Origin of the sequence: Scytonema hankhaensis NUACC26 (assembly GCF_045865695.1) — a bacterium.
In the GTDB taxonomy this organism is placed as follows: Bacteria; Cyanobacteriota; Cyanobacteriia; order Cyanobacteriales; family Nostocaceae; genus Scytonema.
The window spans coordinates 53,332-71,702 of the sequence record NZ_BAACAP010000217.1 but is presented as its reverse complement, the minus strand read 5'-3'; the positions used below and the strand labels follow the sequence as shown (position 1 = coordinate 71,702).

The window sequence follows — 18,371 nt, the reverse complement described above, 5'->3', positions numbered from 1 at the left end:
ACCTGTTTTGGAGTATATATAATTATAATGTAGGGAAGTGCCACTTTCTGCGCTCAAATTGAGCTTTCGTTCCTAGTTTGAGGGCGATTGCGATCGCTTGTTATGTTTGAGTGGAGACATTGTTATTCAGAATAATTTGCTAATTCTTGTGCTGCTTCTGCTATCATTTGTTGCCGGATCGATAAAGGGGCAATAACTTCACCTTTCGGTCGCCATTCTCGCAGGCGCATCAGGACGTTGATATCGCCGTCTCGTATCCAGGCATTATAATAAGCATCGTCTCTAGAACGTTGACTGATGATTTCTAACAATTGTTGGCGTTCTTGCTCGTTTGATATATTTCTAATAATTAATTTGGGTATTTGGTCATAGGAAATTGCACAAAAGGTAGGATGTCTTGTTGTGTTTTCCACGTACCACTTAGCAAACTCTTTTGGAAAACGGAGAACAAGCCATTCTTTTTTCAGATAGAAATTAAAACCCCAAGCGGCTTTCAGTTCTGCATCAACATCCGATGGTATTGGTAAATTTCCTGTTTGCCGCATCTGCTTTAAGATATTGGGAATAAGGGGATCGTCCCATGTCAGAACTTGCAGGCGATCGCAAGCAATACGGTCTAGGCGGTAGTTGTGCCATGCTACATTACCATTGGGGTCTGTGCCGTATGCACTGAGGTATTTAGCACGGCGTCGGTAATGCAGGCAAACCGGGTAAACAGTCACTTTGACTTTGTTCTCTGTTGCTGCTATCCAATACTCGAATTGCACTACGCTACCAGGGGGTTTGCGCCAAAGCTGTTCTAGCTGTTCCTGGTAATTATCAACTCGGTCTTGCATCTGTTGAGAAAGGATATAGTCTAGGTGCAGGAATATTCTTTGGTGCGGGTCTTTGGCATAAAGTCCTCTAGAGGCAGAAGAGTTGGCTATTTGCTCCCATAACTTACTTATAATTAACGATAGGTTTGGCTGTACAAAGGAGATTGATTCTAAGATTTGCAGTAGTTCCCACGTCTGTGCTAGGTCTAGGGAAAACAGACTCAGTTCTGTGGTTGTTTGGGTTGGGGGAGCGGGTAAATCTGGTATCAAAACAGGGCGATACTTTTGTGTCTCTGTCTGCAACCAGCCCAGGCGAACAAGTTGCTTGAGGTCATCTCTGAGAGAACGATGCACGGTAGCAAAAGGACACTGTTGCAGTCCCTTTTGTAGTTCCTCTTCAGTCATTCCTGTCAGTTGAAGCATGGACTGCTGCCATTTTTCAACGCTCAGATGGAATTGCTCGAAGACGATTTCTGAAAAAGTTTTATGGCAGATGCAATTGCGATCGCTGCATTGTGCGGTGATGTCTTGAGCGTTTAGGCGATCGCTCTTGGGATGACGGTAGGCAAATAAGCAATCCCGCAACTGCGAGTATGTAAATGGTGTTGGGAGTTTGTTTGCCCAGTTTGTCTGAGTACTGTAGAGTTTGTTGATGAGCACCCACAATCGCAGCGATCGTTGTAGCCGATTCGCAAGTTGTCCTGCAGCCAGCCATTGCAAAATTTCTGGGGTAAGTGGGAGAAACAAATCTTCAATCAATTTTACAACCTATCTATAATATGCGAGGGTCACAATCTGTGCCATCCTTTTTCAGCAGTAGGTTGGGTTGAGGAACGAAACCCAACATTTATCAGCATTTGTTGGGTAACGCTTATGCGCTCTACGCAACCTACAATTTCCTCACCCCCTTGCAGTATTGGTCTATACAAGCGGCTGGAACAGTCTGTTTCATAGTTTTTTAGTAATCTAAAGTATTTAGTAATACTTGATAAAAAGAATTTTATTGATATATAAATTAATATTTCTCTAAAAAGCCTTGTGTAGCAATAGTTTTCCAAACTATTTCTGAAAGTATCAGCATCTTGATGAATATAATTGTAACAATAACAGACTTAATAGAAGACCCCTCTTCTACTGAATATGCCATAATATCAGAGAAACAAAGATTACCAAACAGCATGAGTGAGGTCACTATCCCAGCTTTACGCCTGCATCTGAGTGAATCAGTTGTAGTACAGGGTTTTAAATACCAGGTGCTGTCAATTGAATTGACCAGAAGCGATCGTTTGATAGAACCGCAAGATATACAAAATCTAGAATTGCCTCCAGGTATCGATACCACTGGTGGCGTGGCGATCTCCGGTCGCGCCCCGATGTGGCTTTATTCTTACCTCACTCACAAACTGGATCGTACCGATTGGGTAGCTTGCTATGACCCCCGTTTGGGAGCAGTGGTGTCTATCACAAACTCCCATCAAGTCCGTACAGGTCAAGTCATTCCTATGAGTCCACCAAATGGAAGCCATCATCCATTTGGGAAGGAAAAAAGAAACATGGAAGTTGGGCTATGTCCGGTATTGATGATAGTGGGACCGCCAGATAGCGGTAAAAGCGTACTTTCCCATGCTTTGTTTCAAGCTTTATTATCTGAGCATCCTGAGATTTACTTACAACGCGCTCACTGGGATGGAGAAGGGAACTACATTTTGGAATTAAGTGCAGAGGCGACTCATGAAGAAATCGAAGCATTTAAGAAAAACAACAAGGGGGCTTTGACGGAACGGTTTTTTCCCTATCATGCTCAAGCAATATTACAACTGCGGAAGCAAAAGTCTTTGGTGATTGTAGATGTTGGTGGGATGGTACAGCCAGAGAAACTGCCTATTTTAGAAGCTTGTACCCATTATTTGATTATTAGTTCCAAGCCAGAAAAAGTGGATGCTTGGCATGAGTTTTGTCGGGACAGGGGAAATTTAATACCAGTAGCAGTTATTCACAGTCGTTTGGAGGAGATAGAAGAGGTTCATAAACAGGAGCCATATTTGGAAATAACTTGCGGTCCTTGGGTGCGAGGACAGGTGAAAAGTGTTCCGCAATCGATACTCAAGTGCGTGAAGTCAACTTTTATTAAGACTTACACATAGCCCCCCTTTTTAAGGGGGGTTGGGGGGATCGACAACGTGTGAAACCCCAAAAATACTGTTGAGATTGCGTAAGTCCTATTTTCTATCAAAAAATTAATTATCTTTCTCGATTAAGCTGATGTCTCTGAATATAGCGGTTTTCAATTGGGTGCAATACATAAAAAAGTTATGAAACCGCAGATGAACGCGGACGAACGCGGATGTATCTGTACTTCATTCAAGTGAAAACTGCTATATGTAAAACTTCATTTCACCTTATATTATGACAAGTTCACAAAATTCCTCACATCAAGAAGCTTTAAGGGTAATTCAACAAGCAGTATCGGATTTAGCTAACTGGGCTGACGTACAGCTAACTAGACCTGATGATTCTGATGCAACTAAAGAAGCTAAAAGGCATTTACAGTGGCCAAATGACTGCAAACCCAAACCGTTAAGGTTATTATTCGATTCTATCAAGCTGTCGCAAGGTCAAGATAAAGAGTATTTTTGGCAACCACGTTATATAGAAGATAAAGAGCCTACTGTTCCATATCCTCAGCAAAAAGAACCAACACTAATTGAACTAGAAACTTTAAAACAAAAGATTCGTGAAGCAGTCAGTTTTCTCAAAGATAGCCAACAAGACTGGGAAAACCTCTCACTGCTAACGCTAATTTTGGAAAAATTTGGTTCTTTTATTAGCTATGGTGAATTGAATGTGGCGCTGGTAGATAAGGCGAGAACTACGGCTGCTGTTGCAGCGGCGATCGCTAATTGTTCTGAACCTTACAACTTGTGCCTTGTTGCAGGCGATTTATCCGGTATTCAAAAATTTATTTATACGATTTCCTCTGACGGTGCTCTCAAATCGTTACGTGCGCGGAGTTTTTATTTAGAGTTAGTTACAGAGGAAGTGGTACAGCAGTTGCTTGAAAAATTAAAATTACCTCGGACTAACATTATTTATGCAGGTGGCGGTAACTTATATATCCTAGCGTCAGGGACAGAAGAAACAAAAAGTATTGTCAGAAAAGTTCGCCAGCAGTTTAACAAATGGCTTTTAAATGAATTTCAGGGCAAAGTTTATCTAGCACTGGATAGTTTAGAACCATTCCCCATTGAAGATATTGCCACAAAGAAGTTTGCCGAACATTGGTCAAAAGCTACAAAAGACTTAGCTAAGTATAAATCTCGGAAATTTGGCGATCGGCTGACTGACCTTTCTCACCTGCTAAAAAAATATTATGCTCATACACCTTGCCAAGTTTGCCATCGGGATGACGAAGAAAATTTACAACCGCTGAATAAAGAAGTCGGTGCAGTACTTGCTTGCGAAATATGCCAGAGAATGTATGAGTTAGGAGGACAGCTATTACGAGTTGATGCGATATTGCGATCGCAATTCTCAGAAGCTACTGAAACTGGAAAGGATGCAATACAGTTAAAATTACCTCCCCAAGATGAATTATCTGCTGTTAATGTTCGCTACCGTCTGTGTGACGACTGGAAGCAAATAGATTCAGATGCAGACACAATTTTGTTAGTCAATGACTGGGAATTAGACCATTATAGATTTCGTCACTTTCGTAAGTTTAATTCTGCACCTCTACTACTAGGTAAGTATGGTATAAAGACGCAAATACCTGGAGAAACAGGTTTTATGCGTGCTGAGGAAATGGCAGAACTGGCTCGCGGTATAAAAAGAGTTGGCTATTTACGGATGGATGTAGACCGTCTGGGACAAATTTTTGCTAAGGGATTAGGTGATAAACAAACATTACCTCGATTGGCTGGTCTTTCCCGACAAATGAGTTATTTTTTCAAGGTATATCTTAATAGTTTGGCAGCTAGTAAAGAGGAAAATATACCCGGAAATATCAAACAATTACATCAAAAAGAAAAATCTCAAAACAGCTATAACACTAACGAATCTTTACTAGAAAATAAAGCTCAAATTTTGCTATTTATTTATGCAGGTGGTGATGATTTATTTGTCAGTGGAGCGTGGAATGAAGTTGTAGAATACGCTTTTGATGTCTATCAGTGCTTTCGTGCTTACACCGGACATAACCCAGACATTACTCTGTCAGGAGGAATCAGTATTGCTGATGCTAAATTCCCCCTCTATCAAGCAGCAAATAAATCAGGTGAAGCAGAAGAAGCAGCAAAAGGAAAAGGTAGAGATAGTTTAGGTTTGTTTGGTGAAGTTTTTAAATGGGATGAGTGGCTGGGAATTGATGACATCAACCTAGTCAATTCAGAAATTAAAGAGTATCTTAAGGAAGAATCTAAGCCAAAGCTTTTAGGAGTACTACCTTTTGTTAGTAAACTAGAACAAGAGAATATAGGAGTAAATTATTCACATAATTTTGTTCGTAATTTGCTAATTACAGCACAAATACAAGAGCAGATACTGAAAAAAATTGAAGACAAAAAATCAAAGGATGCGATGGAAACACGCTACTATCTACATTTACCCAAAATTGCTTATACTCTGGCTCGTTTACCACAAAGTGTCTTACAAGATGATGGATTTCGTACTTCTTTAAAAAACCCATATAATGCACCATATTTTCGAGCCATTGCAACTTGGATTGAACTCTTAAACAGAACAACATATAGCAATCCGCGTAGGAGTCGTGAAAATCTCTAATTCCTCTCTCTGCGATCTCTGAGTATCGGGGTTAATTTATTTTTACAAATGATTTAAGAATGCTATAACTATGACAGAAACCAGTACACAAAAAACAATTCTTGAGGAACTTAAAACAACTATTGAAGGTTTGACTGAAGGACTCAAGTCTTACCCAATTCGTGACCTTGTGAAACATGCTGAGAAATTTGGACCGTACCTCAAACAACAACGATTAGAAACTAATCAGGTGCGGAAGTTCTTAGATGCTATTAATCAGATAAAAGCGCAACTAGCACAGCAAGATGAAGATGAAATCCTTTTATGGGAGTTGAAACATATACAAAATCAAGCTGATAAAGAAAAAGATGAAATTAAGAAAATAGAAAATATTTCAGAACAAAATTTACTAGTCGAACTGAAAAAAATTCAGAATCAAGCCGATCTAAAAAAGTCAAAATTACTATTTACTAAAATCGAAGCCGATGTTGTTCTCCTGAAACCAAAATTAGCCTATGCTGCTGCTAGGCAAAGATCTACTAGACCATTACATGATGTGATGTCAGCAGCCATCGATAAAGTATATAGCAAAGAAGATTTTGAACGATTGGTTCAATTGCTTGAGTCAATTATTGCATATCATAAAGCAGAAGGTGGAAAATAATAATGCCTGCATCAATCGAACAAAAACCTTTATTTGGTAAAGTGACAATCAACACTCACCTAGTAGTCGAAACTGGCTTGCATATTGGTGGTGGTGGTGAAAACTTAGATATTGGTGGACTTGATAAACCTGTGATTCGCGATCCTCTAACGCAATATCCTTATCTTCCTGGTTCATCTATCAAAGGCAAACTACGCTCCATTTTGGAACGGCTGTTAAACAAACCCCTCAATCGTACTGGAGGAAGCGGTACTTATCGTTACGAAAGCGATGATTTAGAAGATGGATTTACAGAAATTGAGAGGTTATTAATACGTTATGAAGGTGCAAATATTTGTCCAATCTCCCGACTTTTCGGTTCGACTGGTGGTAGCAACTGTTGGCTAGAAAAAGATAAATTTGAATCACAATCATTGGAACGCGTACAAAATGTCTCATCCCGTTATATTGCTTGGGTTGATGAAGCAAAAACAGGCAGATTTGTAGACAACGAACGGACACAACTTAATCCAGGAGAAGTGGTCAAAGAGTTTATAAAAGTTAAAGGACGTAACTGTCCTGCACGTCTGATTATTCGTGACTGCCATTTATTACCTGAATCTGCTGAACAACTCAAGAAAATTGACACAGGTCTATTTATGACTGAGTGGAAATTTGAAAACGGTATTGACCGTGTCACAGCTGCTGCTAACCCGCGTCAATTAGAACGCGTACCTGCTGGGTCGAAGTTTAAATTTGAATTAGTTTACACTGTTGAAAACAGAGAACAAGCTATAGAGGATTTACAAAATATTGCGATCGCACTTGCCATTCTCGAAGATGATGCACTGGGCGGACACGGTTCTCGCGGTTACGGCAAAGTTAAATTTCAGGGCTTTAATTTTTCATACCGTAGCTTAGACCAGTATCGTCGCATTACTAGCACTCCAGGTGGTAGTTCAGAGATAACAACAATCGAACCCGTTGCTGACACCCAAGCGTTGCTTGATAACTTTGTGCGTCTGCGTGATGATATTCTGCGACGGTTACCACCAGCAGAGGGAAATAGCAATTAATCTAAATATGCTCAAAGAAAACTGACAGAGACACAGACAGTAAGAGTATGGCAACTTGGAAACTGATTAAACTTAAATTTGAGCGTTGTCCCGCGCATTTTGGGGAATTAGGTATCGGGATGGAATCAACCACTGAAAGAGTACATTCTGATACGTTATTTAGTGCCTGGATGAGTAGTTATGCTCGATTATATCCGAATGAAATTGATGCTTTATTAAACGGATTTTGTGACGAGTCGCCCCCAGCAATGCGGATAAGTTCAACTTTTATTTACCGCGAAACTGACAAAGGTACAATTTATTATCTCCCTCGTCCGCTCAGGTTTCCTGTCAATTACCCTCAAGGCAATGATTTAGAATTTTTCAAGACTTACAAAAAACTGAATTACTTACCACTTAAAGTTTTGCAAAGATGGTATCAAGGCGTTGGATTTACATTAGCAGATCGGGAGGAACTCATAGCTAAAACGAATGGAGCTAAGGGAGGTAATCTTGATACTGAAGGTACTTTTGATTACAAACAAGCTTTTAAAATTGAGAAAGTTCCCAAAATTGCGGTAGACCGGAATACACGAGCAACAAACCTCTATCACACTGCTTTTCTCTACTTTGAATGGAATCAAAATGGCAACAGTATCCAAAGTTTATCAGGATTATATTTTTTACTACACTTTCCTCAAGATGATGTAGAACTAGCAACACGCTTAGAGGATGCATTAGAACTGTTAGGTGAAGAGGGATTGGGAGGAGAGCGTTCAAGTGGTGCTGGTCGATTTAAAGTTGAATGGGAAGATATACCTTCAGATTGGCAATCGGTAGTTAAATATCCAGACACATCTACTAGTCACTACCTCATAAGCTTATTTTGGGAAGACGATGTATCGCAATTACAACAATTAATTACTGACAAAAGTAGCTATGAAATCCAAGAACGTGGGGGTTGGATTATACAAAGCAACATTCGCCGTCAAATGGTACGAATGTTTACTGAAGGTTCCGTGTTTCCTGTAGAACCACACGGGAAACTTGTAAACGTTACGCCCAGTGAATTAAGAACCAATAACGGTGGATATAAAACCCATCCCATATACCGCTCTGGTATTAGTTTAAGCCTAAAAATTAAAGCGGAAAATTCTTAACACTATGCTTACCTCTCCTGTACTAAAAAAACCAGAAATTTATGAATCAAAAAGGATAAGACTGACTAGCCCAATTTTACATATTGGTTCTGTAGTATCTAGATTAAATCCTTTTGAATATGTACAGACAGCAAAAAAAGTTTACTTACCCAATCAAGAGGCACTAGCAAAAGCATTCAAGAAGCAAGGGGGACGGTTTTTAGATGACTATATTGAAGCAATTAACGACCGTGAAGATATTAGTCATCTTCTTAAACAAGCTTTTGGCAAGCAGTGGTGGAACGCAACTGATGGTGATGGAGAACTGATTTTTCCAAAATACGCAATTAGTCAAAAATTAACTGATGAAAGAATAACAGATTTACGTCCCATGATCCGTAATGGCATGGGAAAACTATTTATTCCTGGCTCTTCTATCAAGGGTGCGATCAGAACTGCGATTGTCTATCATCTTCTCAAACATGGCGAGCGCTATCAAGTCCCTGCTTCTAAACGGATCAGCGAGATTGAGAAAAAATTACACTCTCGTCTAGGAGAACTGAGTAACAAACATACCCAAAAGTTTGTTGATGACGAGCTTTTTATGGAAAGTTTATTTTCAGATTTTACGCTGACATATCAAGATAAAATCTTCACAGGTCAAAGTCAAAATACTGATTTCTTACGTGCTCTGAAAGTTAGTGATTGTGAAGAATTGAGTGAGACAAAGACGACTAATAAACAAGGTCAAGAAATTCCTATTAACTTAGCAGTTGTTGCCGAAGTTATAGTTTCCAGCAGATTTCCAGACTATTTGGCAAAGTATAAAGCATCTATTTATGTGGAAATGGTACGAAATGTCCAGACAGAATTGACTCTGAGCTTAGATACAGAAATGCTAGCTTGGTTCAAACACAAACAAAAAATGAAAATACCATTTACAAACCTGGATGAATTATTGCAAATTTGTCAAGAATTTACTCAAGATCAATGGAATTATGAACGCAACTATTGGCAAAATATAAAAAATAATCCTAGAGCATCTGGGAGAAATTTAGATTTTCATTATATCCGCGAATTTTATACTCCAGAAGAATGTTCTTTTACTTTACGTTTAGGTTGGGGTAGCGGTATGACAGGGACAACTGTTGATTTATTGTTTAAGGATGAATTGCGTTCTGAAATCCGGAATCGATGCGGTCTTGGTGCGCCTAAATTTGAAGCGCCAAAATCACGACGAACAGTCGTCAACCCCAATGGAGAAATTCGTTTTGTACCGGGATGGGTAAAGTTTAAAGTTTTATAATTTTTACAATTTAGTATGCTCATTCGCTCAACTTGGACATTAACAGTATCCAATCCCACAGTGCTACCTCGTTCCTATCATCTAGAACTGGTAAAACTATTACATAATAAATTAGACTTAGAAGTAGGAGAAGAGAAAATTCCCTCTATATCTTTTTCTACAATTTGCGGTTCATACACTACTTCACAAGATTTCTTTACATTCCAAACGGAAGAATTTTATCAATTCTCGCTTTGTGGTTTACAAGAAAAGGTTGCCAAAGCTATATCCTCACTAAAGCTAGGAGATTCACTAGAATTTCTAGGCGCGAAGTTTAATGTTATTAACCGCGAAGATAATATTAATAGTTACGAAGAACTCTATACCAACTTAGTAGCTAACGAACCAGCGGCAATTCGACGGTTTGACTTGCAGTTTACTACACCCACCGCTTTTGCTCAAGGTGGTATCACTTTACCTCTACCCATACCAACACTGATGTTCCGCAGTTGGTTGGAACGCTGGAATAATTTTGCACCTGTTTATTTAGGTGAGGATGAATTAATTACTTATTTAAGTAATGCAGTTCTTCTCAAACATCACAAAATTCAAACACGTAGTTGGCAATTACAAAGGGGATATGTAAATGGATTTGTGGGTGATGTAACGCTGCAAATTTTTAATCGTGCAGATTCTTTACTAGCAAATGTAGCGAATTTGTTAGTTCAGTATGCTCAATTTACTGGTACAGGAATCAAGACACGTTTAGGCATGGGACAGACATTAGTAAACTTATAGAACTCAACCAATTCACTATGAAGGCAATTTCATTTCTTGGCTTTAACCAGAGGGGATATCAAGAAACCACTTATCTTGATATCTCACAAATAAGAGAGTGTACAACAAAATTTATTCAGGAAGCATTAGTTGAATTTTATCAACCAGAAATTCTTTATATTTTGTTAACAAAAACAGCAGAAACTGGAATTCCGGATAATCAACCTGAATCTACTTGGGAAACTTTAAAAAAGAAACTAGCAGATAAAGTAAATTTGCAACCTGTCAAAAATGTACCTGAAGGTCATTCTACGGATGATATATGGCAATTATTTGGAATGTTAACAGATTGTTTGCAAGAAGGAGATGAAGTACTATTTGATATTACCAATGGTTTTCGTTCTTTACCTGTTTTGGCATTAATAGCTATTAGTTATTTACGTGTAGTTCGTAAAGTGAAAATTAAAGGTTTAATTTACGGTGCGTTTGATGCAAAAACTTTTGATGCCACAACTAATAAATATAAAACACCGATATTTGACCTTTTACCTATCGTTAGTCTGTTAGATTGGACAACTGCTACTGACCAATTTATAAAAACAGGGAATGGACAGGAACTAGCTAGACTACTACAAAGTTATGATATAACAGCGCAAGAATTAGCAGAAAATATCGACGGTATTGCCCAAGGTTTACAACTGTTACGTCCAATGAATGTTATGCAACAGGCTGCCATACTACCAGAACATATCGCTGCTGCTGCATCAAAAGTTTCCCAAACTGTACCACCTTTTGCTACATTACTGAGACGTGTAGAAAAAGATTATGGTACTTTTGGGTTAATTAATCCAACAGATTATCAAGATGTTCCGCAAGCATCTCTATTAAGACAATTAAAAATGGTAGAGTGGTATGCAAATAAAGGACAAACAGTACAAGCTTTATCAATAGCACGAGAGTGGCTACCTTCGTTATTATGTTATCACTTTCGATTAGATCCTTTAGATAAAGATAATCGAGAAGAAATGGAACTTTTATTGACTGGAGGCAAAAATAAAGATAAAGAATCAAAATACTTGGATGAATGGTCAAAGATTCCCAAGCCCAAGAAAAAGCCTTTGAACAGACTATGGTGCGGAGACTTGAATTTAGCTAATTTGCGTAATGACGTTCTACATGCAGGCTATCGTAAAAATCCTAGAAGTGCAAAAGACATTCTCCACCAACTTCAAGTAATTATTAATGAACTACAAAACGTCGCTAAATTGTGGAATTTACAGGATGAAAGTCTTTAATTTTCTTACTTGGAGTAAAAATTTAAATTACAATTTTTTTAAGATATGCTCAAAATCCTTTTAGTCACTATCGGTGGTTCTTTCCAACCTATCATCACCGCTATCCTCAGCTTACAACCCGACAGAGTTGTATTCATCGCTTCTGATGGCGAAAAGGGTAGCAAGTCGCAAGTTATAGGTGAGGGAACTCCCTGCGAGGTGCGTCGGGGTGCAGAAGTTATCGAAAGATTACCCAATATTCCCACACAGGTGGGGTTAGGCGATCGCTTTCAACCACAACGGGATTTGATTCTCGTACAGAACCCGGACGATTTAGGTGAATGCTATTCCAAAATTCGCGATCGCATCCGCAATTTGCAGCAAGAAAGCAGTCATGAGATTATGGCTGATTACACGGGTGGAACTAAAACGTTATCGGCGGCGATGGTAATGGCAGCTATTGATTGTGAAATTTCACTCTATCTTACCATTGCTGCAAGAGATAACTTAGTGAAGGTAGAACGGGGAGAAGTTACGCAAAGAATAGACACCAGTTTTCGTTGCTAGGAAACGAGATTGCTTAGCTGCATTTCACACTGTTGAAATATGTAATTAACAACAGCAAACAATTTCTCAAGCTCTTGAATTGTGTAAAAGGTAATATTTCTAGTAAAAGTATCTGCTTCTAGCTTACCAAATTGCCAGCGATCGCCATTAGAAGCAATACCATAGATAACTATTTGCATTTCCCCATTAAGTCTTTGGGCTGCAATCATTTCTGCTAGACATTGCGCCCAAGCGGCTTCAAAGTTATCCTGTTTTGCCTCTACTAAAATGAAATACGGCTTATCAAATACTACTTTTCCTAAAGGAGATTTTCTTGCTAAAATATACTCTGGAAAACCTGAAAGTTTCTCGTCATAATTTAAAGAATGGTGACTCCAAAGAATGAACTGACTGCGATAGCATTTCCAAACTTCTTTAAGGACTGGATAAACTAGATTTTCACAAATAGCAAATTCTGAATTATCAACAACACCGTCCCTCATCATTATTTGTAAATCTTCTCGAAAATAATCAGAGATATTAAACTTGATTTCTCCAAGAAAATTAGATTCTGCATAGGTAATGCGAAATTCTATGAGAACTTCACTTATTGTTTTATAATTACTGAAAGCCATACTACCCTCCCAAAAAAATTATATAGTCGAATGATTGGGAATCTTTTGTCTCACGCTAAAACCCAAAAGCAAGGCAGTGCGTTGGGCTGTTTCCCGACACTCACGTATCTAGCGTGCAAACAGCACAGTTAAATCCTGTACCTAAAATTTGCTATGGTGTCCAACTCGTTAATATATAAGCAGAGCAAGTGCCTATTCGCGTACCGAGGTTATGAATCTCTTCCCCGCTTCGCAAACAGATCCGCCCTTACCTGCTTGGCAAACTCTGCCAACAATGTGCGATCTCAAAAGTGAAGATCCAGAGGAACCGGGTTTGCCCGACGAATTTCATGACCTCCAACCCCAATTATTAAGACGTACCTTACACCTCAAGAACTACACAACAGACCGATTCTTTACAGGTAAAAATCTCAATCTTTACTATGATGTGGAGCAGACCGAGTGGCACAAACGCCCCGACTGGTTTTTGGTTCTGGGTGTATCTCGCCTACACCCTGAGGAAGATTTGAGAAGAAGCTACGTGGTTTGGCAAGAACAAAAAAGTCCTTTTGTTGTTGTTGAACTTCTCTCTCCCGGTACTGAAAAAGAAGATCTAGGTATCTACGCTGAATCAGAAATGGATATGTTATCGTCAGTTCAACCTGAAGTTAGTGGAGAGTTACATTTCTCGGAAAGTCAAAATGGGCTGGTGAAGAAAACTACACCACCCTCTAAGTGGGAAGTTTACGAGAAACTTCTAGGCGTACCTTACTACATTGTATTCAGTCGCTATACAAATCGGGTACGATTCTTTAGATTGATGGGTGGGCAATATCAAGAACAGCCACTCGACCATGAGAATCCCCGGATTTGGATTGCCGAACTAGAAATTGGGCTAGGTTTGTGGCATGGTGAGTTTAGGGGAATTACTCTCCTGTGGTTGCGCTGGTATGATGCTGATGGCAACTGGATACCAACGGATACAGAACAAGAACGGGCGGAGAAAGAACAAGCTTTGGAGCAAGCAGAACAAGAACGGGCGGAGAAAGAACAAGCTTTGGAGCAAGCAGAGCAAGAACGCACTAGGGCAGAGCAAGAACGCATCAGGGCAGAACAAGCAGCAGAGCAATTGCTACAGGTAGTGCGAAATTTACTTGAGATAGGAATGTCAATCACACAAGTTAGCCAACTTACTGGATTACCTGAAATGGAAGTGCAAAAGTTGCAAGAATTCTAAATGAGCTACATGCTCAACTTAAAGAAAGACAAATGTTTGTTACAAGCACCGTAAAACTTTTTTTGATAAAATTGATTTCAGAACGTAAAAATATAGAGAAACCAAATGACAGAAATATCTTCTAAGAAAAAATTCCAGCAGAGAAGAACCCTTCCAGGACACAAATTATCTCTGGGGGAAAAATTAAAATTGCCAGCTGAATCTGAAGCGTTTTATCAGCGTTGTTATGTGATTTTTGAGAAATTACGTCCTGAGTTGATGTCACAGCATTACAACTGGTTTCTTTCTATTGAACCAGATACTGGGGATTATATCATTGCCCCCAATAGGGACAATCTGTTGTTACAAAGTTGTCAGAAATATCCACACAAACGGTCTTTTATCTTTCGGCTGAATGAGACTGGAGTCTGCGGCATAATATGATTCAAGGCGAGTTTGATGATGAGGTCAAACTGTTTTTTGTTATTGATTTAATTGACACTGAGGTGAGCCTATTGAAGTTAATGCCATGTTAGATACAGGTTTTACAGACTGGTTAACTATGAACAATTCAGAGAACGTGTAAAACAAATTACTCAGGAGTTAATCGGTGGATATAAAATTGAATTTAGATGAAAGACCGTCCACGTATCCAGTCGTGTGAAGATACTAAAAAGTACTTCACCAACTCAGATACTTTTCCTTTCCTTGCATTTGAGAATTACTTTTGCAGTTTGGTCGCTGAGAGTGCGCGAATTAGCAACCAGCGCAGAAATGTTGAAGGAGGAGGGCTTTATATTTGCGACCCGAAGATCCTATTTGATATACCTATATGTGTGATTACAGGCGACCAAGACCCGCGCCATCCTCGTGAGGTAGATGCTCTAACTGCAAAATACTTCGGTGGTGATTTTATTTGGCTTCCGGACGTTGGACTCCCAGGTCACGGTCATATGCAAATGCTTGAACACGGTAACTTAGCTATTGCTGAGGTGTTTATCAATTGGCTGCATAGCAAAGGTCTATAGTTGGCAAGCAACAAATAACTAAACTCAAACCAATAATTAATCTAAATGAGTACAATAGCGATCGCGCCCCTTTTGTTTGGCATTGTACAGTGCTTTATCGGCTGAAGCGATGAGTGTATCTGGCTTGATATCGCCAGTGGGTATGACAGAAGTAATACCCAAACTAATTGTGACGATCTCCTTGATATCAGACTTTGCATGGGGAATGGCCCGAGCGTGAATTGCTTGTTGAATACTTTGTGCTACTTCGATCGCTCCTACTAAGTCAGTATTGGAGAGGAGTACCACAAATTCTTCTCCTCCGTAACGTGCTACTAGATCGGCAGGACGATGAACCATCTGTTGCAGTGTTTGCCCTATCCCGATTAGACACTCATCGCCTGCAAGATGACCATAGTAGTCGTTGTAAGATTTGAATTTATCAACATCGAATAAAATCAGTGACAGGGGTTGTTGTTCTCGTGCAAGACGTTTCCATTCTGCTTGCAGTCGTTCATCGAAGCAGCGACGGTTAGCCACCTGAGTCAAACCATCTATATTTACCAATTGTTCTAGTTTCTGATTTGCATCTTCTGCTTTTTCTTTAGCAATTACTAACTCTGCTGTTTTTTCCTGTACCCGTTGTTCCAAAGTTTCAAAAGATGTTTGTAACTGAAGTGCCATGTTGTTAAACGATTTTGCCAGTTGACCTATTTCGTCTTTTGAGCTAATTTGGGCGCGGATATCTAAGTTACCTGCGGTCAACTGGAAAACTATATTGGTAAGGTAAATTATTGGCTTTGTTAGCAGTTGCCCAATGGCACAAGCGATGATTGTCACTACTCCAGCGATAAATGCAAATAGAAACATTGCGTCACGAATTTGCTTTTCTACAGGTGCTAGGGCAACAACAAGGGGCTGTGCGAACAACACAGACCAAGGTTTATATTTTAAATGAGCGATCGCAATCAGATTTACCTGATTACCTGTTGCTGACAAAGATGCAATTAAATACGACTGTTTATTATCCAATGCTTGCTTAAGTTTTAAGTCATTAGTTGCCAATTCTTGGACAGGAGAATTAGGCAAACGCCCTGCTTGTTGAAGTTGAATTACAACATCGGAAGGCAGAGGCACAACTGATTTGAAAAGTAGTTCTGATGCAGTGCCATGTGCGAGATAAATATTATTTTCATCTAAAAGAATAGCAAAGGATTTTGCCCCACCGCGTTCAGTTTGTCGATTGACTAACTGTTGGACAACAGTAGCATTATATGAAACACGCAATACACCCAATATATCTCCCTTAGTATTGCGAACCGGACTGCTGAAAAAGAGGGCAACAAGGTTAGGAATTGTCGGCGCTCCCTTCATGCTAGAAACAAAGGGTAACCCAGTTTCCACTGTTTTTTTAAAATAATTTTGAACTGATTCATCTTTGCTAATGTTCGATGTATGCGTATCCAATACATTTTTCCCTTTTAAGTCGAGCAAAGCATAGGAGAGAATATGGAGCATATCTTTGCGACTGAGGCGGATTAATGTTTCTGTCGCCAATTGCATTTCGGGGCTGTCATCTCGCTGTTTTGGATTTAGGCTGAGGTAGCGTGCCAAACCTGGTAAAATCGCCTCTCCGCGCACGGCATTGAGATTTTCATCAATAAAGGCATCTATTCTGTTAGCAGTTTCGTTAGCCGCTGCAGATAGAACTTGTTGGGCGTTTTCAGTTAGTGCTTTTTCAGTTGTCTGTTTGTTGATAAATGCCAATAATAGCAAAGGAATCAAAGCAACAATAAGAAAAGAGGCGATCAACTTTCTACGGATACCGCCTAAAAAAAGCTGCTGCATGGCTTGAAACTAGGAGGGAGGGTTCAAGAAGGAAGAATTGAACAAACTTTTTAGCTCGGGAATGCGCGTCACGTTTCCAGAGCGAATAAAAAAGTCTCTATATATCTTGGCAGTTTTGTAGATGGAGTTAGGGTTGCTAGATTGAAAGAATTTTTGATTTTCAGCTAAATCAGTTAGGTTTACTCCCTCCAGAGAGATTGTATTGCTAGGAATTTTTAAAGCTTTGCTGATGATAGCGTTTCCTTCCCGAACATTTGCTTTCCAGTAAGTCGCAGCTTGCAGCCATCCTCGCACAAATGCACGAATGTCTTCAGGGCGAGCGCGGATTATATCACCGCGAAAGACAATCATGTCTATAATCAAGCTAGGAGTTTGTTTGCTGGTAAATAGGATATGTCCCCCTAATTTAATAGCTTCAGAAAGATGGGGTTCCCAAGTGTGTCCGGCTTGAATAACATTATTTTTGAGGTATTGAGGAATTTCTAAAGCCTCTAATTTAACCAATTTCACATCATCGCTGGTTAAGTTGGCAGTTTTCAACATCTCAATCGCGAAAACTTCGCTAAAACCGCCTAGATTTGTACCCAGCTTTTTCCCTTTCAAGCCAGCAACGGTTTTAATTTGTGATTGGGCGACTACCACATCTGCTCCTGTTGATTCACCTATAACGAGCACGCCTTGTATATCTGGATTTGCAGCACTCAAGATTATCACACTTCCCAAGGACAATGTAATACCATCATACTTACCCGCACTGAAATTTGCTTGTTCCAATCTATTGAATTGTTTATAAATTAGTTCTACATTTACCCCTTGGGCTTTGAAGAACCCTTTTTTTTGAGCAATGATGCCGGGATACTCTCCAACAAAAGATGTAAATTCCACTTTCAAGTGAGGGCGTTTGAATTCGGTCGGGGCTGAAGCATGACAAGCAAATAGCAAACAGACGGTAATGAGAAAAATACTAACGTATTTAAGTATTTTGAACATATAATATTTGATATTTTCTAATCATTGCTGATGAAATATTCAACTAAATCAGCTATCTGTTCAAATTCAAATTGACTGACAAATTTTGTTAAATATTTGATGAAAAAATTTTTCATTTTAGAAGTTTATCTAATTAATACAAGGGACTGGTGAAATTGCACAGCTAGCATCCTAATTCGCTCGATAATTTACTTGAAATGAATTTCAAAACCCGATATACAATTGGATAACATGGTAAAATTATAAGCAAGAGCAAGTTAATTAAGTAAATTTATTGTAATGTATTAGGAATCATTCGTGATAATAGAAGATAAAATTATTTTTGTCAAGTAGTAATAATGAGGAATTGGTTCAACGCTTCATTACCACAGTCAAAGCCATCGCGATCGTGATGCTTACCTAAC

16 protein-coding genes are annotated in these 18,371 nt (G+C 39.2%); 12 read left to right on the top strand and 4 right to left on the bottom strand.

Features of this window, described 5'->3' with window-relative positions; genetic code table 11:
• Positions 1-122: 122 nt before the first annotated feature.
• The gene (locus tag ACKTT2_RS29285) at positions 123-1,574 is read right to left on the bottom strand and encodes a TIGR03985 family CRISPR-associated protein (protein WP_407893277.1); all 1,452 of its coding nucleotides are present in this window, start codon (positions 1,572-1,574) and stop codon (positions 123-125) included.
• 326 nt (positions 1,575-1,900) lie between these two features.
• Between ACKTT2_RS29285 and crn3 the strand changes: the two genes are divergently transcribed.
• The 9 genes from crn3 (at position 1,901) to ACKTT2_RS29240 (ending at position 12,313) form a co-directional block, all read left to right on the top strand.
• Positions 1,901-2,959, top strand: a complete 1,059-nt coding sequence (crn3, locus tag ACKTT2_RS29280) for a CRISPR-associated ring nuclease Crn3/Csx3 (RefSeq protein ID WP_407893275.1) — start codon at positions 1,901-1,903, stop codon at positions 2,957-2,959.
• A gap of 262 nt (positions 2,960-3,221) precedes the next feature.
• On the top strand, positions 3,222-5,594 hold the full coding sequence (gene cas10 / locus ACKTT2_RS29275; RefSeq protein ID WP_407893273.1) for a type III-A CRISPR-associated protein Cas10/Csm1: 2,373 nt from the start codon (positions 3,222-3,224) through the stop codon (positions 5,592-5,594).
• 70 nt (positions 5,595-5,664) lie between these two features.
• Positions 5,665-6,237: a type III-A CRISPR-associated protein Csm2 gene (gene csm2 / locus ACKTT2_RS29270; protein ID WP_407893271.1), complete on the top strand. Its 573-nt coding sequence runs from the start codon at positions 5,665-5,667 to the stop codon at positions 6,235-6,237.
• 2 nt (positions 6,238-6,239) lie between these two features.
• Positions 6,240-7,292, top strand: coding sequence for a type III-A CRISPR-associated RAMP protein Csm3 (gene csm3 / locus ACKTT2_RS29265; RefSeq protein ID WP_407893269.1), 1,053 nt, complete (start codon positions 6,240-6,242; stop codon positions 7,290-7,292).
• Between the two features lie 47 nt (positions 7,293-7,339).
• Positions 7,340-8,431 carry a type III-A CRISPR-associated RAMP protein Csm4 gene (gene csm4 / locus ACKTT2_RS29260; protein WP_407893267.1) on the top strand — a complete coding sequence of 364 codons (1,092 nt, stop codon included), beginning with the start codon at positions 7,340-7,342 and terminating at the stop codon, positions 8,429-8,431.
• A 4-nt stretch (positions 8,432-8,435) separates the two neighbouring features.
• Positions 8,436-9,716 (top strand): type III-A CRISPR-associated RAMP protein Csm5, encoded by a 1,281-nt coding sequence (csm5, locus tag ACKTT2_RS29255; RefSeq protein WP_407893265.1) that lies wholly within the window; start codon positions 8,436-8,438, stop codon positions 9,714-9,716.
• Positions 9,717-9,731: 15 nt separating this feature from the next.
• The gene (gene cas6 / locus ACKTT2_RS29250) at positions 9,732-10,493 is read left to right on the top strand and encodes a CRISPR system precrRNA processing endoribonuclease RAMP protein Cas6 (RefSeq protein ID WP_407893263.1); all 762 of its coding nucleotides are present in this window, start codon (positions 9,732-9,734) and stop codon (positions 10,491-10,493) included.
• A gap of 17 nt (positions 10,494-10,510) precedes the next feature.
• Positions 10,511-11,767 carry a TIGR02221 family CRISPR-associated protein gene (gene csx2, locus ACKTT2_RS29245; RefSeq protein WP_407893261.1) on the top strand — a complete coding sequence of 419 codons (1,257 nt, stop codon included), beginning with the start codon at positions 10,511-10,513 and terminating at the stop codon, positions 11,765-11,767.
• Between the two features lie 45 nt (positions 11,768-11,812).
• Positions 11,813-12,313: a hypothetical protein gene (locus ACKTT2_RS29240; protein ID WP_407893259.1), complete on the top strand. Its 501-nt coding sequence runs from the start codon at positions 11,813-11,815 to the stop codon at positions 12,311-12,313.
• Here the strand turns inward: ACKTT2_RS29240 and ACKTT2_RS29235 are convergent.
• On the bottom strand, positions 12,310-12,927 hold the full coding sequence (locus tag ACKTT2_RS29235; protein WP_407893257.1) for a hypothetical protein: 618 nt from the start codon (positions 12,925-12,927) through the stop codon (positions 12,310-12,312). The two genes, ACKTT2_RS29240 and ACKTT2_RS29235, sit on opposite strands and share 4 nt — an antisense overlap.
• A gap of 211 nt (positions 12,928-13,138) precedes the next feature.
• On the opposite strand from ACKTT2_RS29235, the gene ACKTT2_RS29230 reads away from it, so the two are divergent.
• The 3 genes from ACKTT2_RS29230 (at position 13,139) to ACKTT2_RS29220 (ending at position 15,150) form a co-directional block, all read left to right on the top strand.
• Positions 13,139-14,143 carry a Uma2 family endonuclease gene (locus tag ACKTT2_RS29230; protein ID WP_407893255.1) on the top strand — a complete coding sequence of 335 codons (1,005 nt, stop codon included), beginning with the start codon at positions 13,139-13,141 and terminating at the stop codon, positions 14,141-14,143.
• A gap of 105 nt (positions 14,144-14,248) precedes the next feature.
• Positions 14,249-14,566, top strand: coding sequence for a hypothetical protein (locus tag ACKTT2_RS29225; RefSeq protein ID WP_407893253.1), 318 nt, complete (start codon positions 14,249-14,251; stop codon positions 14,564-14,566).
• Positions 14,567-14,754: 188 nt separating this feature from the next.
• Positions 14,755-15,150, top strand: a complete 396-nt coding sequence (locus ACKTT2_RS29220) for an alpha/beta hydrolase family protein (protein WP_407893251.1) — start codon at positions 14,755-14,757, stop codon at positions 15,148-15,150.
• Between the two features lie 36 nt (positions 15,151-15,186).
• Here the strand turns inward: ACKTT2_RS29220 and ACKTT2_RS29215 are convergent, their stop codons facing one another.
• Both ACKTT2_RS29215 and ACKTT2_RS29210 read right to left on the bottom strand, forming a co-directional pair.
• The gene (locus tag ACKTT2_RS29215) at positions 15,187-16,977 is read right to left on the bottom strand and encodes a diguanylate cyclase domain-containing protein (RefSeq protein ID WP_407893248.1); all 1,791 of its coding nucleotides are present in this window, start codon (positions 16,975-16,977) and stop codon (positions 15,187-15,189) included.
• 9 nt (positions 16,978-16,986) lie between these two features.
• Positions 16,987-17,967 carry an ABC transporter substrate-binding protein gene (locus ACKTT2_RS29210; RefSeq protein WP_407893246.1) on the bottom strand — a complete coding sequence of 327 codons (981 nt, stop codon included), beginning with the start codon at positions 17,965-17,967 and terminating at the stop codon, positions 16,987-16,989.
• Positions 17,968-18,371 lie beyond the last annotated feature (404 nt).

What these genes read in the sequence shown, in the direction of transcription:
- ACKTT2_RS29220 (WP_407893251.1), top strand. Translation starts at nt 14,755, where the DNA reads ATGAAAGACCGTCCACGTATCCAGTCGTGTGAAGATACTAAAAAGTAC.
- csm2 (WP_407893271.1), top strand. Translation starts at nt 5,665, where the DNA reads ATGACAGAAACCAGTACACAAAAAACAATTCTTGAGGAACTTAAAACA.
- ACKTT2_RS29240 (WP_407893259.1), top strand. Translation starts at nt 11,813, where the DNA reads ATGCTCAAAATCCTTTTAGTCACTATCGGTGGTTCTTTCCAACCTATC.
- cas10 (WP_407893273.1), top strand. Translation starts at nt 3,222, where the DNA reads ATGACAAGTTCACAAAATTCCTCACATCAAGAAGCTTTAAGGGTAATT.
- csm4 (WP_407893267.1), top strand. Translation starts at nt 7,340, where the DNA reads ATGGCAACTTGGAAACTGATTAAACTTAAATTTGAGCGTTGTCCCGCG.
- csx2 (WP_407893261.1), top strand. Translation starts at nt 10,511, where the DNA reads ATGAAGGCAATTTCATTTCTTGGCTTTAACCAGAGGGGATATCAAGAA.
- ACKTT2_RS29225 (WP_407893253.1), top strand. Translation starts at nt 14,249, where the DNA reads ATGACAGAAATATCTTCTAAGAAAAAATTCCAGCAGAGAAGAACCCTT.
- cas6 (WP_407893263.1), top strand. Translation starts at nt 9,732, where the DNA reads ATGCTCATTCGCTCAACTTGGACATTAACAGTATCCAATCCCACAGTG.
- crn3 (WP_407893275.1), top strand. Translation starts at nt 1,901, where the DNA reads ATGAATATAATTGTAACAATAACAGACTTAATAGAAGACCCCTCTTCT.
- ACKTT2_RS29230 (WP_407893255.1), top strand. Translation starts at nt 13,139, where the DNA reads ATGAATCTCTTCCCCGCTTCGCAAACAGATCCGCCCTTACCTGCTTGG.
- csm5 (WP_407893265.1), top strand. Translation starts at nt 8,436, where the DNA reads ATGCTTACCTCTCCTGTACTAAAAAAACCAGAAATTTATGAATCAAAA.
- ACKTT2_RS29235 (WP_407893257.1), bottom strand. Translation starts at nt 12,927, where the DNA reads ATGGCTTTCAGTAATTATAAAACAATAAGTGAAGTTCTCATAGAATTT.
- csm3 (WP_407893269.1), top strand. Translation starts at nt 6,240, where the DNA reads ATGCCTGCATCAATCGAACAAAAACCTTTATTTGGTAAAGTGACAATC.
- ACKTT2_RS29210 (WP_407893246.1), bottom strand. Translation starts at nt 17,967, where the DNA reads ATGTTCAAAATACTTAAATACGTTAGTATTTTTCTCATTACCGTCTGT.
- ACKTT2_RS29215 (WP_407893248.1), bottom strand. Translation starts at nt 16,977, where the DNA reads ATGCAGCAGCTTTTTTTAGGCGGTATCCGTAGAAAGTTGATCGCCTCT.